The sequence below is a fragment of the Chryseomicrobium excrementi genome (genome assembly GCF_002798305.1).
GTDB lineage: Bacteria > Bacillota > Bacilli > Bacillales_A > Planococcaceae > Chryseomicrobium > Chryseomicrobium excrementi.
In genome coordinates, this window is the sequence record NZ_PCGR01000001.1 from 269,361 (window position 1) to 285,931 (window position 16,571).

Sequence of the window (16,571 nt, forward strand, 5' to 3'; positions counted from 1 at the left end):
AGGGAACATCCTTTTTTGTTTTTAAAATTCTAAGTGTTTTTCAATATATGCTTTGACGTCTGCAATCGGCATACGAGTCTGTTCCATAGAGTCACGGTGACGTACTGTCACTTGACCATCCTCTGCGGAGTCAAAGTCATATGTGATACAGAATGGTGTGCCAATTTCATCCTGACGACGGTAGCGTTTCCCGATGGACTGGGACTCATCGTAATCGACCATGAAGTGCTTGCTCAGTTCAGCGAATAACTCACCTGCAGGCTCTGAGAGCTTTTTAGACAATGGAAGAATCGCTGCTTTGAATGGAGCTAGCGCAGGATGGAAACGCATCACATTGCGAGTGTCGTCGCCTTCAAGCTGTTCTTCTTCGTAAGCATTGATCAAGAATGCAAGAGTCACGCGGTCAGCACCTAGTGAAGGTTCGATTACGTAAGGAACGTAACGTTCGTTCGTCAACGGATCGATATACGTGAAGTCTTCATTTGAATGCTCCATATGTTGTTTCAAATCGAAGTCCGTACGATCTGCGATACCCCAAAGCTCACCCCAACCGAATGGGAATTTGTATTCGATGTCGACTGTAGCGTTTGAGTAATGAGACAGTTCGTCTTGATCGTGTTCACGGAGACGAATCGTGTCTTCTTTCATCCCTAGATTCAGTAACCAGTCTTTGCAGAAATCGCGCCAGTAAGCGTACCATTCTAAATCTTCACCTGGTTTGCAGAAGAACTCAAGCTCCATTTGTTCAAACTCACGTGTGCGGAATGTGAAGTTTCCTGGAGTGATTTCGTTACGGAAACTTTTCCCGATTTGTCCGATACCAAAAGGTACTTTTTTACGCATCGACCGCTGAACATTTTTAAAGTTCACGAAAATCCCTTGTGCCGTCTCAGGACGAAGGAAGATTTCGTTCGTCGAGCTTTCTGTAACACCTTGGAACGTTTTGAACATCAAGTTGAACTGGCGAATGTCCGTGTAATCGAACTTGCCACAAGTCGGGCAGACGATGTGGTGCTCATCGATCAGCTTTTTCATGTCATCGAAAGAAAGGCCATCAACGACCATTTCAATGCCTTTAGCGTCTAGGGCATCTTCAATGATTTTGTCTGCACGGTGGCGAGATTTACACGCTTTACAATCAATCATCGGATCATTGAAGTTTCCAATATGACCAGATGCCACCCACGTTTTCGGGTTCATCAAAATTGCCGCATCAATCCCGACATTCGTTGGGGATTCCTGAATAAATTTTTTCCACCATGCTTTTTTAATATTGTTTTTCAATTCGATTCCAAGTGGACCGTAATCCCAAGTGTTCGCTAATCCACCATAGATTTCAGAACCAGGAAATACGAAACCACGCTGCTTGGCAATACTTACGATTGTTTCCATGTTCATAGATTGTTCCTCCTTTTTGATGTTCACGAACAAAAAAAGACTCGCCCACGGGCAGTAGTGCCCGAGGACGAGTCTCAAGACCCGCGGTTCCACCTCGATTGACTGGAATCCTCCAGTCCTCTTTGTTCGTGTGAGACTCCCGGGTGCCGTTTCGTACAAGTGCAGGCTTTCACCATCTCCTGCTCGCTCTATGCGTACTACTTATTGTCCGTTCATTGCCTCTATTTGAATAAAAATAGTATAGCATGAGCAGGAATACTTAGCAATCGGCCCTTAGGTGCGCTATAATTAGACTGAATTTTGTAGAACTTTGAGGCGGTGGAACCAATCGAACTCAATAAACGGCAAGTAGAAATATTAGATATAGTAAAAGAGAACGGACCGATCACCGGAGAACAAATCGCGGACCGACTGCATTTAACTAGGTCCACTTTGCGACCGGACCTTGCCATTCTAACAATGGCAGGATATCTGGATGCACGTCCTCGTGTCGGCTATTTTTATTCTGGCAAAAAGACGGGCCAAGCCATTTCGGATACGATGACCAAATGGAAAGTCAAAGATTTTCAATCGGTGCCAGTCGTCATTCAAGAACATATCTCGGTGTATGATGCGATTTGTCAGTTGTTTCTTGAAGATGTCGGCTCGATGTTTGTCGTAAACAAGACAGGGATTTTGACTGGCGTCGTCTCGAGAAAAGATTTACTTCGCATTTCTATCGGCAATCAAGATTTGAATAAGATGCCGGTTCACATGATGATGACTCGTATGCCAAACATCACAGTTTGCCATAAAGACGATTCATTGCTAAGTGCTGCTCAGTTATTGATGGACCGTCAAATTGACTCGTTGCCTGTAGTCAAACGCACAGATGATGGACTAGAAGTCGTTGGCCGTGTAACAAAGACGACAATCACGCGTGCTTTTCTAGCGCTAGCAGATGAGCATGATATTTAAGGAGAGTGACCTAGTGCATATTTTTATTATTTCGGACTCTATTGGAGAGACGGGAGAGTTGGTCGCAAAGGCCGCTCTTAGTCAATTTGAAGATGTGTATCACAAAGCACGGATCAAACGATTCACGCACATCGATTCATTAGATCATATTCAAGAAATCGTGGATCTTGCAAAATCGCATCAAGCCATCATCATTTATACATTGGTGCGAGACGACATGAAACAGCAAGTAGCGAACCTTTCTGAGAAGGCGGGAGTAGAGGCCATCGATTTAATGGGACCTGTCATTGAAAAATTCGAAAAAGTGATTGGAATCCATGCCATGCAAGAGCCGGGCCTTGTGCGACGTCTTGATGAAGATTACTTTGCTAAAATTGAAGCAGTGGAATTTGCAGTGAAATACGACGATGGAAGGGACCCTCGAGGATTGTTACAAGCGGATATCGTATTAGTAGGAGTTTCACGTACTTCTAAAACACCTCTGTCACAATACTTGGCGAACAAGCGCTGGAAAGTTGCAAACGTACCCCTCGTTCCGGAGGTGGACCCACCAGAAGAGCTGTTTCACATTGATCCAGCCAAATGTTTCGGGCTCGTCATCAATCCGGAGAAATTGAACTCTATCCGGCGCGAGCGTCTCAAGGCGATTGGCTTGAGTGATGAAGCAAACTACGCTAAAATAGAGAGAATTCAAGAAGAATTGAAACACTTCCATTCGGTTGTTGACCGCATTGGCTGTGAAGTCATTGACGTTACAAACCGTGCTGTTGAAGAAACGGCCAATATCATCATTTCTAAACGACAAGAATCTACAAAGCACTAATAAGATGTTCTCTAGAAATCCGGGCAGCGAAGGCGCCCGGATTTTGTCGCGATTCTTTTGCTATTTTTTCACGAGATGTCATAGCGATTCTATAGGATTTAGTTTATAATTATGGTTTGTGATTAGTAGTTTTTTATTTTTTTCAGAAGAAGTGTCGATTTATGCAGGATAATCGACGCGTGATGTAGAATCAGTTAAGTATGCAAAGAGTAGGTGAGCTAATGGCGAAGCATGTAGATGATGAAGTGATTGAACAAGTTCGCTCTTCCGTTGACATTGTAGACGTCGTTGGGGACTACGTACAGCTCACAAAACGAGGACGAAACTATTTCGGTCTCTGTCCATTTCATGGGGAACAAACACCGTCCTTCTCTGTCGCACAAGAAAAACAAATCTTTCATTGCTTTGGCTGTGGTGCTGGCGGAAATGTCATCACATTTTTAATGGATATAGAAGGGTTTACTTTTCAACAGACCATCAATCGACTTGCAGAACGAACAGGTATGGATCTGCAGCTAGATGAAGGAACTGCCACAAAAGAAAATGCTAAAAATCCTCTTCATGACAAATGGAAAGCCGCCCATACCTTTGCAGCCTCGTACTATCACCATCTCCTGTTACACACAGTAGAAGGGGAGCAAGCTCTCGCTTACTTGAAAAATCGAGGTATTGATGAAGATACTATAAAAAAATTCCAACTGGGATACAGCATGCCGGGATGGGACAATCTAACAGCATTACTCGAGCAACGAGGGTATGAGCCAGCTGAAATGGAAGCATGCGGACTTCTCGTGAAGCAAGAAGACAAAGAACGTTACTTTGACCGCTTCCGAAACCGCATCATGTTTCCAATCTTTGATGATAAAGGACAGGCCATCGCGTTCTCAGGTCGCATTCTAGATTCAACTGCAGATGAGGCCAAATATTTGAACAGCCCTGAGAGCGAGTTGTTTCAAAAAAACGATGTCCTTTATAACATGCATCTAGCGCGCATGGCAATCCGAATGAAGAAACAAGTAATCATCTCGGAAGGATTTTTAGACGTCATCGCGTTCTCAAGAGCAGGTGTGGAGAATGTCGTAGGTACTATGGGGACAGCCCTTACCCAAAATCATATTACACGTCTGAAACGCCTGACGAGTGACATCGTTTTTTGTTTCGATGGAGACAAAGCAGGTCTAGAGGCAACGAAAAAAGCATTTCAAGCGACCGATGGAAAAGCATTGAAACGGACCGCACTTCTCCTTCCAAACAATTCGGATCCAGATGAGTTCAGTAAAGAAAACGGATTAGAGGCATTAGCAAAGCTGTCCGCTGAAAAAGGCTTAACAGAAATGGCGTTCTCTATGGTCTACTACCGCAAGGGGCTGAACCTTCAGAACGATTCCGACGTCTTACAGTATACAGACACCATCATTTCTGAAATTGCAAAATCAGCTTCGCCTATTGAACAGTCCTATTACGTAAAACAATTGGCCGAAGAAGTGGGGATTTCTCAAGATGTTATCGAGCAGCAACTACGAAAGCATCTTGCGAAACGTGCGAAGACGGAGCAGACGGAGCGCCCTCTTGTTGAACGGCAACCTGTGGTGAAAAATTCAACTCAGAAATTAGATGCTACAAGTCGTGCCGAATATTTACTACTTGCTCACTTGTTGGATGACCCGACGGTTTTTCGCTCAAAAGGAATTCAAGAAGATATGGAACTGTTTGTCCACGATGAGTTGGTAGAGGCATTTCTGCATTTGTTAGCATTTTATGAAAGGTATCCTACAGGTGATTTTCAAAGACTACTTGAAGTGACGGAAAATCCCTCATTAAAAAAGGTCTATATGTTTGCCACAATGATGGATAAAGACCCAGAAAGCAGCACTAAAGAAATTGAAGATAGCATGCGTCAACTACGCAAATATCGGGTAGAGAAACGTATTGAAGCATTAATGCACGAATCTAAAGTAGCTGAAAAATTGTCAGATTATACGAAAGCACTTGAACTGGCCAAACAGGCCATTGAACTCAAGCGCACACTTCACACAATCTGATTTCATTTAGGCACGTAAAGGAGGAATTCTTATGGCAGAAAAATCAGATCAGGTGAAAGAAGATTTGGAGTTGTCATTAGATGAAGCAAAAAAGCAATTAATCGAGTTAGGTAAGAAAAATGGTGAACTGACATATGGAGACATCGCTGAAAAATTAGCGACGTTTGAACTGGAGTCAGATCAAATCGAAGAATTCATCGACCAATTAGAAGGCAAAGGCATTGAGCTTGGCCGAAAAGATGGAGATGAAGAAGAACTCGATCAGTTGATGAACAAAAAAACAACGGAAACCTTTGATCTTAATGATCTGAGCGTTCCTCCTGGTGTGAAAATCAATGATCCAGTCCGCATGTATCTTAAAGAAATCGGTCGTGTGGAACTGTTAAGTGCGAAACAAGAGATTGAGCTCGCAGAGCGCATTGAACAAGGTGATGAGGAAGCGCGCAAACGTCTAGCTGAAGCAAACTTACGACTTGTTGTCAGTATTGCAAAGCGTTATGTCGGACGCGGTATGCTATTCCTTGACTTGATTCAAGAAGGAAATATGGGTCTCATCAAAGCGGTTGAAAAATTCGATCACCGCAAAGGATTCAAATTCAGTACGTATGCAACTTGGTGGATTCGTCAAGCGATCACACGAGCGATAGCTGACCAAGCGCGTACTATTCGTATTCCGGTGCACATGGTGGAGACGATCAACAAGTTGATTCGTGTTCAGCGTCAATTGTTACAAGATCTAGGCCGTGAGCCTTCTCCAGAAGAAATTGGAGAAGAAATGGACCTTCCAGCAGAAAAAGTGCGTGAAATTCTAAAGATTGCACAAGAACCTGTATCACTTGAAACTCCGATTGGGGAAGAAGATGATTCGCATCTCGGAGACTTCATTGAAGATGCAGATGCCCAGTCTCCATCAGACCACGCAGCCTACGAGCTTCTTAAAGAACAACTAGAAGACGTTTTAGATACTTTAACGGATCGTGAAGAAAACGTGTTGCGTCTGCGTTTCGGTCTAGACGATGGTCGCACACGTACACTTGAAGAAGTAGGGAAAGTGTTCGGTGTAACTCGTGAGCGTATTCGACAAATTGAAGCAAAAGCACTTCGCAAATTGCGTCATCCGTCTCGTAGCAAACGATTAAAAGATTTCTTAGATTGATCTTCAGCCACTTCTCTTTATGAGGAGTGGTTTTTTTGATTTCTAGAGCGAACGCCTTTCACATTTATGAGTAATCGAGTTACGAACGCCAGAAATCCCCGCGAAAACCGGTCGCATCCATAGAGGCAAAGAGCGCCTCTACGGACACGCCCAGTTTTCACACGATTTCTAGAGCGGCGTTCTTCACATCTAGGAGTACGTGTTTAAATTCACATTCATTTTTATGCCATTTTATCAAAGAGTTCTGTATAATCAAACATGTAAGCGTTTACTAAGGGTATAAAAGGGGATGTAGAAATGAATTTTGATTTAACTCAAGAACATCAGATGTTAAAAAATATGATGCGGGATTTTGCTAATGAAAAGGTCGCTCCAGGGGCAATCGAGCGCGATAAGACGAAACAATTTCCGACAGAAATTTTCAAAGAGTTAAGTGATATGGGAATGATGGGTCTTCCATTTGATGAGGATTACGGTGGTGCTGGTGCGGATACTATAAGCTTTGCAATTGTAACTGAAGAACTGAGTCGTGCATGTGCTTCCACTGGGATCACGTATTCTGCACATATTTCACTAGGTGGTGCGCCACTTCACTTATTTGGAACAGAAGAGCAAAAGAAAAAGTATTTAACACCAATTTGTACAGGCGAGTCATTCGGTGCATTTGGATTAACAGAACCAAATGCTGGCTCTGATGCTGGTGGTACACAAACTACAGCAAAATTAGAAGGCGATGAGTGGGTCATCAATGGAAGCAAAGTGTATATCACGAATGCTAGCCATGCAAAGCATCTTGCCATCACTGCAATCACGGGTACAGATAATGGAAAGAAAGAAATCTCTGCTATCATTGTTCCAACAGATGCAGAAGGTTTCACAATTATCGACAATTATGAAAAAATGGGTCTGAATGCTTCCAATACAACAGAGCTAGTTTTTGAAAACGTTCGTGTTCCAAAAGAGAACTTGCTTGGTGTTCAAGGAAACGGATTCAAACAATTCTTAACCACACTTGACGGGGGGCGAATCGGAATTGGGGCGATGGCAGTTGGAATCGCGCAAGCAGCATTCGATAAAGCCTTACGCTATTCCAAAGAGCGAAAGCAATTTGGAAAATCCTTATCTGAATTCCAAATCACTCAGTTCAAACTTGCGGACATGGCATTAAAGATTGAATTGGCTCGAACTATGGTCTACAAGGCTGCTTGGCTAAAAGATCAGGGTCGTGCATTTGGGAAAGAGGCAGCAATGTGTAAACTCTATGCTTCTGAAATTGCCATGGAAGTGGCAGATGAAGCCATTCAGATTCATGGAGGCTACGGCTATATGAAAGAATACGAAGTGGAACGCTTTATGCGAGATGCGAAACTTCTTGAGATTGGAGAAGGAACTTCAGAAGTGCAACGCATGGTGATTGCACGTCATGTAGGTTGCTGATAGATTTGTCGATTTTGTCACAATGCATCAAAACTTGCCTCATTTCTCTTTTCGTTTTTTCTTGAATGGAGTACAATAATGATGTTGACTAATGTTATTAGTGATAGTGTGACCAAGAGGGAGGGTTATTGATGACAAAGAATCCTATTATTCCGTACATTTTAATCATGCTTTTCGGGATCGGACTTATTTTCTTCCTTTCTGTTGAAGGCGTTAAGAATTCAGAAGAAATCGCTGCAACAGAAGAAAACGGTGAGGGTGGCGCTGAAGGCGGAGAAGAGGCATCTGCTGGTGAATTTGACCCAGAAGCACTTGCTCAGCAAAAGTGTATCAGCTGTCACGGAAGTAGCTACGAAGGACAAGGTGCATTCCCTTCATTAGTAGGAACTGAGCTTTCTGAAGAAGAAATTGCTGAAGTGCTTGCAAATGGTAAAGGCGCAATGCCAGGTGGATTGGTCCCTGCAGAAAACATCGAAGCGATGGCTGCTTGGGTTAAATCTCTCGAATAGTACATGAAAAAGTCTCGCTCCTTGGAGTGAGGCTTTTTTCTCTAGAAATGAGGTAATTTGAATGAATAGTGAACAGTTGTCACAACGCTTGAAGACAGTAGGTTCTTATGTATCGTCAGGAGCGAGGCTCGCCGATATTGGAAGTGATCATGCGTATCTCCCTTGCTATTTAGCTAAGAAACAACATATCGATTTCGCTATAGCAGGTGAGGTCGTAAAAGGACCTTTTCAATCAGCGGAACGCCAAGTTCGTTCGGAAGGTCTGACGGATGTTATTGAAGTACGTATGGGCGATGGTCTGGATGTAGTGCGAGCCGAGGACGGGATTACCGATATCACAATTGCCGGCATGGGGGGTCCCTTGATTGCTAAGATTCTCGAACGTGGAAAAATCAAGGCAGATCTTGCAACTCGTCTGATTTTGCAACCAAATGTGCATGCACTGGCCATCCGAGAATGGGCAGTTACTAATGACTGGAAACTAGTTGCAGAGGAGATTCTTGAAGAAAACCAAAAGCTCTACGAAGTTCTCGTGCTTGAAAAAGGAGCTATGGAGCTGAACTCGGCAGACCTGTTACTTGGTCCAATTCTTAGACAGGCTCGCTCAGAAGTTTTTGTCAAGAAATGGGAGCGTGAATTGGCAGAATGGGAACGCATTCTTCAAAAACTTCCTGATGACGATAGACAAGAAGTGAAAGACAAACGATGGGAGCTTAAGACGAAGATACAACTCGTGAAGGAGGCACTTTCATGAATGGACATCGTGTCATCGAACTGTTTGAACAATGGGCAAAGCCTGCACTGGCTATGGAAGGGGATCCGATTGGACTCCATATTGGGACACTAAATAAGACGGTATCTCGGGTCCTTGTAACATTGGATGTAACTAAGGAAGTTGTACAAGAAGCTATCGAGGAAGAGTGTGAACTTATTTTAGCTCATCATCCTCCTATATACAGAAAGCTGAGTGCTATAGACACCTCCACTCCGCTAGGTCGATTGATTGAACTGTGTATCAAACATAATATTGCCGTCTATGCGGCACACACCAATTTGGATATTGCCCAAGGTGGTGTCAATGATATGCTCAGCCATAAGCTGCAATTGAACGATGTGAAGGTATTGACGCAGACCTACTCTGAACCGATGATGAAGCTTGCGGTCTTTACCCCAGAAAGTCATGCAGAGGCGATGCGTAAGTCTTTAGCGGCTGCAGGAGCTGGACAACTTGGCGACTATAAGCACTGCTCGTATTCGTTAAAAGGTACCGGTCGCTTTCGACCAACGTCTGAAGCAGATCCTTATATTGGAGAAGCTGGCAAGCTTGAAGTCGTTGAGGAAGAGAAGATTGAAGTGGTGTTTCCAAAGTCCACTACTTCGCGAGTAGTGAAAGCGATGTTGAAAGCACATCCCTATGAAGAAGTAGCATATGATTTGTATGCGCTGGACCTTCAAGCGAATGAACATGGTTTAGGGCGAATTGGGAAAGTGCAACCGATGACGTTAAAAGAGTTCGCTCAGCATGTAAAGACGCAACTTGATGTACCTTTTGTGAGAGTCACAGGAGATCTTCATGCATCTATAGAAAAAGTGGCAGTAATTGGTGGAGACGGAAACAAATATATTCGCGATGCCAAGCGCGCTGGGGCGGATGTATTGGTCACTGGCGATATGTATTTCCATACAGCACAAGATGCCGAAACAATGGGGCTCATGATAGTCGATCCGGGTCATCATGTGGAGTCTGTGATGAAGGAAGGAACGGTCCGCTATATGACGAACTTGATGCAAGGAGAGAAAAAAGCACCTCAGTTCATTCCCTCTAAGATTTCTACGGAGCCATTTAAATTGATATAAAAAAAGGTCTGCCTCAGGCTCGAGGCAGACTTTTTTCATTGAGCGTACGGCTCAATACGCACTACAGGTTTAGGCACTTTGATTTTCGGCAAAATTTTGTCGTTTGTGACACGTTTTGTTGTATCATGAGTTTCCGGATCTTGTGGATCGTATTTCTCTAAGAACTGAATCACTTCTTTGACAATAGGAGTAGGTGTAGAGGCTCCAGCTGTGACAGATACTGTATCCACATTTTCTAACCATTCCAATTTCAACTCCGAAATATCTCCAATGCGATAAGACGGCGTGGAAGCAATCTCTTCGGATACTTGAGTCAGGCGGTTTGAGTTGTTGCTCATTGGATCGCCCACAACGATTAATAGCTCTGTGTCACCAGCTTGTTCGGCGACAGCTTCTTGACGAACCTGAGTAGCTAAACAGATTTCTTTATGAACTTCAATTGTAGGGAACTTCGCTTTAAGAGCGTCCATTAATTTCACAACATCCCACTGGGACATAGTTGTTTGATTCGTCACGAGAAGTTTCTCATTCGCTAGTTCAAGCATATCGACGTCTTCAATCTTTTCAATCAAATGAACATGGTCTGGAGCTACTCCGATAGCGCCTTCTGGCTCAGGGTGCCCTTTCTTTCCGATATAAAGAATGTCGTAGCCTTCAGCTGTCTTTTCTGCAATTAAATCATGTGTCACCGTAACGTCAGGGCAAGTGGCATCAATAGATACCAAGCCTTTTTGTTTCGCAAGCTCGCGTACCTGTGGAGACACGCCATGCGCAGTGAAGATTACGGTCCCTGTTTCTACTTTCTCTAAAATTTCAAGTCGGTTAGGACCATCTAATGTAATGATGCCATCTTCTTCAAATGCGTCTGTCACATGTTTATTATGGACGATCATCCCTAATATATAAATCGGGCGAGGTAGACTTGTATCCAGTGCGGCATTACGCGCAATGACCATAGCGTCAACGACACCATAACAATACCCGCGAGGTGAGATTTTTTTAACTTTCATGGAGAAACTCCTTTCACAACACATACTACGATTATTATAACGAACGAAAGCGCATGGAGCAAAGTATAGCTATTTTGGGATAAATACTGTAGAATCACGAGAGTGTGTATTTTTTCGTTGTTGCTCCACTGGACCGGAAATCCCGTGAAGCAGACTTGCCAACATTGAGAACTGTTGAAGTAGCGGACTAACCTGCTTGATGAGAGGGGCCAACTCATGTGCCACTTGTAGCCATTGAAGCAGGTTATCTGTTTTTTTTAGTAGCGGGAGTTAATTCAAATGGATAAAATTTTTTATATTTCACATATTCACTCCTTTTATAATCAGTATATGAATGATAGGGAAAGACGTTAAAGACATGGTACAATAGAACAAGGTATTTATGTGATAGGAGGGACAGTCATGTCCAAATTTAGTGATTACAACTTTCAACCGTTTTTGATGGAAGCGATTGAAGAGTTAAAGTTTGATAAACCAACACCCATCCAACAAAAAATGATTCCGCTCATCATGAAAGGCAAGAGCGCTATCGGTCAATCCCATACAGGTACGGGGAAGACGCATAGCTTCTTATTGCCAATCGTAGAACAAATTCAAGCGGACAAACAAGAAGTGCAAGCCATTATCACATCCCCAACTCGTGAGCTTGCTACTCAAATCCACAAGACATTGCAGCAATTAATCGAGAACTCCCCAATTCAATCAAAATTGTTTATTGGTGGTACAGATAAAGCGCGTGCTATTTCAAAGCTCGGAACACAACCGCATATTGTCGTGGGAACTCCTGGGCGAATTAAAGACCTGATGCTTGAAGGGGCCCTTCACGTTCATACGGCTTCTACTTTAGTTATTGATGAAGCAGATCTAGCATTTGATCTAGGTTTCATCACAGACATTGATCAGTTTGCAGGTAAGATGCCGGAAGACTTAAAGATGTATGTCTTCTCCGCAACGATTCCAGAAAAGTTGCAACCTTTCTTGAAGAAATATATGTCATCTCCAGAACATATTAAAATTGGGGACAAGAAACCCGTAGCTGAAGGAATTGAATTCTTAGCAGTTCCGGTTCGAGGGAAATCTAAAAAGAATCGCTTAGTCGAAGTTTTAGAAGTGATAAATCCTTATCTTGCCATTATTTTCGTGAATACCAAGAAGTACGCAGATAAAGTAGCAAGTCATTTAAATGAAAATGGCTACAAAGTGGGCTTGATTCACGGGAATCTGACGCCACGAGACCGCAAGAAAATGATGCAAAGTATTCATGATTTAGAGTATCAATATATCGTGGCAACTGATTTAGCTGCTCGTGGAATCGATATTCCAGGTGTCAGTCATGTCATCAATCTAGAGATTCCAGATGATCTTGAATTCTTTGTTCACCGCGTAGGAAGAACGGCTCGTGCAGGATTAGAAGGCCAAGCGATTCTTTTATACCAACCGGAAGATGAAGATGCCTTGAACCGCATTGAAAAAATGAGCATCACGTTCCAACACGTCGATATTAAAGACGGGGAATGGACAGATCTCAAAGATCGCCATGCTCGTAAGAATCGTCCGAAACAAGAAAATGAAATTGACGCAAAAGCGAAAGCATTAGTGCGGAAACCGAAAAAAGTAAAACCTGGATACAAGCGTCATATGAAATGGGAAATGGAAAAAGTGAAAAAGAGAGAGCGTAAAATTCGCAATCGTAAACGGTAAGGGGGAACTCTTTTGTTAATCGGGTCTCACGTTTCAATGAATGGGAAAAAAATGTTGCTTGGTGCTAGTGAAGAAGCAGCGAGCTACGGCTCAACTACATTTATGATTTATACGGGTGCACCGCAAAACACGCGTCGGAAGCCAATTGAAGAATTGAATATTGAAGCAGGGCTTGCTCATATGAAGGAGCATGGCATGAGTAACATTGTGGTCCATGCCCCATATATCATTAATCTAGGAAACACTACAAAGCCAGAGACGTTCGCATTAGGCGTTGATTTTCTACAAAAAGAAATCGAACGCACCTATGCATTAGGTTCTAAGCAGATCGTATTACATCCAGGGGCGCATGTCGGGGCTGGAAGTGAAGCTGGTATAGCTCGTATTGTGGAAGGTCTGAATCTTGTGCTAGAAAACAAGAGTGACGTTCAAATTGCGTTAGAGACGATGGCAGGTAAAGGTTCAGAAGTGGGACGCAGCTTCGAGGAGCTTGCTATGATCATCGAAGGTGTCACTCATAATGAGAGACTTTCTGTTTGTATGGATACCTGTCACGTTCATGATGCAGGATACAATATTAAAGAAGATTTTGATGGGGTATTAAATGAATTTGATCAGATCATTGGTCTTGATCGTTTGAAGGTAGTCCACGTCAATGATTCTAAGAACATTCAAGGTGCTCGCAAAGACCGCCATGCCAATATAGGTCACGGGGAAATTGGATTTGAAGCGCTGTCTTATATTGTGCACCATCCACAATTAGTGACGTTACCAAAGATTTTGGAAACACCATTTGTTGGTGCGGATGCGAAATCAAAACAAGCTCCCTATAAAATTGAAATCGATATGCTAAAACGGAATGATTTCTCACCTTCCGCTTTAGATGGTTTACTTTAAAGACTGCCATATGGCGGTCTTTTTTTAATCAAAAAGATTTACATCATCATGGTGTTCCAGTATACTGAATCAAGTGTAAATCGGAATGATTATTAATTAGGAAGAAGTGGCAACCATGGAGAAGTATATAGAAATGAACCACGTCAGCTTTTACTATGACAAAACCGAAGCTTTACAAGATGTCTCTTTGACCGTCAATGAAGGCGATTTTTTGGCTATTATCGGCCCAAATGGCTCTGGGAAATCAACCTTGATGAAAATTATATTAGGTCTTCTTAAACCGATGAAAGGTGATGTCCGTCTCTTCGGTAAACCTGTTGAGGAGTTCAGAGACCGAGCGTGTATTGGGTACGTCTCACAGAAATCCAATAGTTTTAACAGCGGATTTCCTGCTACCGTCTATGAAGTGGTAAGGAGTGGTCTAGCGAAAAAAACAGGTCTGTTCGCAAAGTATCCAAGTGATGCTTCGGATCAAGTGAAAGAAGCGTTAATCTCAGTTGGAATGCAAGCATACAGCGATCGCCCGATTAGTGCATTATCTGGTGGTCAACAGCAGCGAGTCTTCATCGCACGTGCACTGATCAGTAAACCAAAGATTTTACTGCTCGATGAGCCGACAGTAGGGATTGACCAACAAAATATGCAGTCGTTCTATCGCATGTTGACGCATCTCAACAAACATCACGGAATTACCATTATATTAATCACACATGATGTGGATGCGGTCTCTAAAAGTATTTCACATGTTGCTTGTTTAAATCGCACCATTCATTTTCATGGCTATCAAAAAGAAATGGAATCGTTGTCAGATGAGCAGCTGGAAGCTTGGTATGGCCATCCGGTTCGGCGCGTGAAACACGAGGGAGGTCATGTACATGATTGAAGCTATCTTTACCTATGATTTTCTTCGTCAGGCATTTATTTCAGGAATTTTGATCGGACTAATGGCGCCTCTTCTAGGAGTCTTTATCGTCGTCAGACGGTTATCCCTAATAGCGGATGCATTAAGTCATGTGACGCTCGCAGGTATCGCGGGAAGTCTATTTTTAAGTCAGTCCGTTCCAGCACTGGCGCTTCTAAATCCACTGTATTTGGGGATGGCTTCAGCAGTTGCAGGATCGACTCTCATCGAAAAGCTTCGAACGCTTTACAAACACTATCAAGAACTGGCGATTCCAATCATTATGTCAGGTGGACTTGGACTTGCGGCACTGTTCATCTCACTTGCAGATGGCTTTCGGACAGATCTCTTTTCTTATTTGTTCGGTTCCGTTTCAGCTGTAAGTTATCAAGATATGTGGATTGTGATTGGTGTAACCGTTATCGTCCTAGTATTTTTGATTGGCTTCTTTAAAGAACTGTTTGTTTTGTCGTTTGATGAAGAATATGCACATGCCTCAGGGCTTCCAGCGAAATGGATTCATTTTTTGTTTATGGTCGTGACAGCTCTTGTAATTGCGGCTTCTATGCGTATTGTGGGCATCTTACTGGTTTCTTCTTTAATGACACTACCTGTTGCAGCGGCCATGCGACTAGCAAAGAGTTTTAAGGGAGCTATTTTGTGGTCCTTGTTATTTGGCCAGACTTCTGTACTATTCGGCCTTGTCAGTGCGTTTTATTTGGATTTAGCTCCTGGTGCTACAATTGTATTGACTTCGATTTTGATACTCTTGATTGTAATCGCGATCATGGGACGAAAGGGGAGACGGGTATGAACGAAACAAAGGCATGGAAGATTTTAAAAAACAACGGGTTTAAGCGAACGGATAAAAGAGAACGTTTGGTGGAATTGTTAACAGATTCGGATAAATATGTTACTGCGAAGCAGCTGGCCACTTCTCTCCGTGAAGACTACCCATCTATGAGTTTTGATACCATCTACAGAAACTTGCATACTTTTGTGGAACTTGGAATTCTTGAGGAGACAGAACTGTCTGGAGAGAAGCATTTCCGTATGCATTGCGATGTCGATCATCACCACCATCACTTTATTTGCATGGATTGCGGAGACACAAAGCAAATTGCTATTTGCCCAATTGACTCGATTCGTAACGAGATTCCAGGGTACCAGATTGAAAATCATAAACTGGAAGTTTACGGGAAATGTCCGGATTGCCAGTAAATGTGAAGAACGCATAGTTTATATAGCCATACGAAAAGGGAGGTTCTCGTTATTTGAGAACCTCCCTTATTTGAATAGGATTCTGAAAGTAATTTATTTGATTGGGAAGTGATGACGGATAATGGCATCAGCTTCTTGCCAATCATAAACTCGGATAACCTGTTTTGGAACAGCTAGGCGATTGTAAGGTGTATCGAACAACAGGACTGGAATATCCAACTCCTCCGCAATCTCCACCGCATTATCATGCTTGTCTTCAAAAAACGCATCTACTTGATGGATTTTAGCTGTTGCTACTTTATTGTGTGAACCGATGAGCTCGATATGATCATAATGGAGCTCTTGTTCTTTAAACCAGTTCATCGTGATGTCTGAGACATTGTTTCCTCGAGCAGAGATAAAATACAATTCGTAATGTTTCTTCCACTCATCAAGCACTTGCTTGGCATGCTGTTGGATGGGAGAAGAAGCATAAATTGCTGGTTCGGCTTCTTTGAACCAGGTATAGAATTTTTGTTGATCCACTGGAAACGCAGCAGTCAAATCGTATTCTTTGATGTCATCCAGCACAAGATTTGTTTGAAACGCTTCGTTAATATGAGGAAGAAGAGACGTAGGGCATGTCACTGTCCCGTCAATGTCAATTCCAAATCGAGCCATGG

General features: G+C 42.9%; 16 protein-coding genes. 13 read left to right on the forward strand and 3 right to left on the reverse strand.

What is annotated here, in order from left to right; all coding sequences use genetic code 11:
• Positions 1-21: 21 nt before the first annotated feature.
• The gene (locus CQS04_RS01385; protein ID WP_425430231.1) at positions 22-1,392 is read right to left on the reverse strand and encodes a glycine--tRNA ligase; all 1,371 of its coding nucleotides are present in this window, start codon (positions 1,390-1,392) and stop codon (positions 22-24) included.
• A gap of 324 nt (positions 1,393-1,716) precedes the next feature.
• Here CQS04_RS01385 and ccpN point away from each other — a divergent pair, with 324 nt between their 5' ends.
• The 8 genes from ccpN (at position 1,717) to CQS04_RS01425 (ending at position 10,179) form a co-directional block, all read left to right on the forward strand.
• The gene (ccpN, locus tag CQS04_RS01390; protein ID WP_100352426.1) at positions 1,717-2,355 is read left to right on the forward strand and encodes a transcriptional regulator CcpN; all 639 of its coding nucleotides are present in this window, start codon (positions 1,717-1,719) and stop codon (positions 2,353-2,355) included.
• 13 nt (positions 2,356-2,368) lie between these two features.
• Entirely contained in the window at positions 2,369-3,178 is an 810-nt protein-coding gene (locus CQS04_RS01395) for a pyruvate, water dikinase regulatory protein (protein WP_425430226.1), read from the forward strand.
• 221 nt (positions 3,179-3,399) lie between these two features.
• Positions 3,400-5,220, forward strand: a complete 1,821-nt coding sequence (gene dnaG / locus CQS04_RS01400) for a DNA primase (RefSeq protein WP_165775429.1) — start codon at positions 3,400-3,402, stop codon at positions 5,218-5,220.
• 31 nt (positions 5,221-5,251) lie between these two features.
• On the forward strand, positions 5,252-6,376 hold the full coding sequence (gene rpoD, locus CQS04_RS01405) for an RNA polymerase sigma factor RpoD (RefSeq protein ID WP_094942084.1): 1,125 nt from the start codon (positions 5,252-5,254) through the stop codon (positions 6,374-6,376).
• A 297-nt stretch (positions 6,377-6,673) separates the two neighbouring features.
• Positions 6,674-7,813, forward strand: coding sequence for an acyl-CoA dehydrogenase (locus CQS04_RS01410; RefSeq protein WP_100352429.1), 1,140 nt, complete (start codon positions 6,674-6,676; stop codon positions 7,811-7,813).
• A 131-nt stretch (positions 7,814-7,944) separates the two neighbouring features.
• Positions 7,945-8,322 (forward strand): cytochrome c550, encoded by a 378-nt coding sequence (gene cccA, locus CQS04_RS01415; RefSeq protein WP_100352430.1) that lies wholly within the window; start codon positions 7,945-7,947, stop codon positions 8,320-8,322.
• 61 nt (positions 8,323-8,383) lie between these two features.
• Complete coding sequence (locus CQS04_RS01420) at positions 8,384-9,076, forward strand: tRNA (adenine(22)-N(1))-methyltransferase (RefSeq protein WP_100352431.1); 693 nt, start codon at positions 8,384-8,386, stop codon at positions 9,074-9,076.
• Entirely contained in the window at positions 9,073-10,179 is a 1,107-nt protein-coding gene (locus tag CQS04_RS01425; RefSeq protein ID WP_100352432.1) for a Nif3-like dinuclear metal center hexameric protein, read from the forward strand. Before CQS04_RS01420 ends, CQS04_RS01425 begins: the two co-directional genes overlap by 4 nt.
• A gap of 35 nt (positions 10,180-10,214) precedes the next feature.
• Here the strand turns inward: CQS04_RS01425 and CQS04_RS01430 are convergent, their stop codons facing one another.
• Positions 10,215-11,189: a 4-hydroxy-3-methylbut-2-enyl diphosphate reductase gene (locus CQS04_RS01430; protein ID WP_100352433.1), complete on the reverse strand. Its 975-nt coding sequence runs from the start codon at positions 11,187-11,189 to the stop codon at positions 10,215-10,217.
• 402 nt (positions 11,190-11,591) lie between these two features.
• Between CQS04_RS01430 and CQS04_RS01435 the strand changes: the two genes are divergently transcribed.
• From CQS04_RS01435 to CQS04_RS01455, 5 genes are all read left to right on the forward strand, one after another.
• Entirely contained in the window at positions 11,592-12,890 is a 1,299-nt protein-coding gene (locus CQS04_RS01435) for a DEAD/DEAH box helicase (RefSeq protein ID WP_100352434.1), read from the forward strand.
• A gap of 12 nt (positions 12,891-12,902) precedes the next feature.
• Positions 12,903-13,787, forward strand: a complete 885-nt coding sequence (locus CQS04_RS01440; RefSeq protein ID WP_100352435.1) for a deoxyribonuclease IV — start codon at positions 12,903-12,905, stop codon at positions 13,785-13,787.
• Between the two features lie 115 nt (positions 13,788-13,902).
• Positions 13,903-14,670 carry a metal ABC transporter ATP-binding protein gene (locus tag CQS04_RS01445; RefSeq protein WP_100352436.1) on the forward strand — a complete coding sequence of 256 codons (768 nt, stop codon included), beginning with the start codon at positions 13,903-13,905 and terminating at the stop codon, positions 14,668-14,670.
• Positions 14,663-15,502: a metal ABC transporter permease gene (locus tag CQS04_RS01450; RefSeq protein ID WP_100352437.1), complete on the forward strand. Its 840-nt coding sequence runs from the start codon at positions 14,663-14,665 to the stop codon at positions 15,500-15,502. The genes CQS04_RS01445 and CQS04_RS01450 overlap by 8 nt, the downstream gene beginning before the upstream one ends.
• Complete coding sequence (locus CQS04_RS01455) at positions 15,499-15,909, forward strand: Fur family transcriptional regulator (protein WP_100352438.1); 411 nt, start codon at positions 15,499-15,501, stop codon at positions 15,907-15,909. The genes CQS04_RS01450 and CQS04_RS01455 overlap by 4 nt, the downstream gene beginning before the upstream one ends.
• Before the next feature lie 93 nt (positions 15,910-16,002).
• On the opposite strand, the gene CQS04_RS01460 is transcribed toward CQS04_RS01455, so the two are convergent.
• A complete protein-coding gene (locus tag CQS04_RS01460) occupies positions 16,003-16,569 on the reverse strand; it encodes a hypothetical protein (protein ID WP_100352439.1) in 567 nt (188 codons plus the stop codon).
• Positions 16,570-16,571 lie beyond the last annotated feature (2 nt).

Bases quoted from the DNA above. Each gene is read 5' to 3' on its own strand.
- CQS04_RS01385 (WP_425430231.1), bottom strand. From the start codon at position 1,392: ATGGAAACAATCGTAAGTATTGCCAAGCAGCGTGGTTTCGTATTTCCT.
- CQS04_RS01425 (WP_100352432.1), top strand. From the start codon at position 9,073: ATGAATGGACATCGTGTCATCGAACTGTTTGAACAATGGGCAAAGCCT.
- CQS04_RS01455 (WP_100352438.1), top strand. From the start codon at position 15,499: ATGAACGAAACAAAGGCATGGAAGATTTTAAAAAACAACGGGTTTAAG.
- dnaG (WP_165775429.1), top strand. From the start codon at position 3,400: ATGGCGAAGCATGTAGATGATGAAGTGATTGAACAAGTTCGCTCTTCC.
- cccA (WP_100352430.1), top strand. From the start codon at position 7,945: ATGACAAAGAATCCTATTATTCCGTACATTTTAATCATGCTTTTCGGG.
- CQS04_RS01435 (WP_100352434.1), top strand. From the start codon at position 11,592: ATGTCCAAATTTAGTGATTACAACTTTCAACCGTTTTTGATGGAAGCG.
- CQS04_RS01460 (WP_100352439.1), bottom strand. From the start codon at position 16,569: ATGGCTCGATTTGGAATTGACATTGACGGGACAGTGACATGCCCTACG.
- CQS04_RS01445 (WP_100352436.1), top strand. From the start codon at position 13,903: ATGGAGAAGTATATAGAAATGAACCACGTCAGCTTTTACTATGACAAA.
- rpoD (WP_094942084.1), top strand. From the start codon at position 5,252: ATGGCAGAAAAATCAGATCAGGTGAAAGAAGATTTGGAGTTGTCATTA.
- CQS04_RS01450 (WP_100352437.1), top strand. From the start codon at position 14,663: ATGATTGAAGCTATCTTTACCTATGATTTTCTTCGTCAGGCATTTATT.
- CQS04_RS01430 (WP_100352433.1), bottom strand. From the start codon at position 11,189: ATGAAAGTTAAAAAAATCTCACCTCGCGGGTATTGTTATGGTGTCGTT.
- CQS04_RS01410 (WP_100352429.1), top strand. From the start codon at position 6,674: ATGAATTTTGATTTAACTCAAGAACATCAGATGTTAAAAAATATGATG.
- CQS04_RS01420 (WP_100352431.1), top strand. From the start codon at position 8,384: ATGAATAGTGAACAGTTGTCACAACGCTTGAAGACAGTAGGTTCTTAT.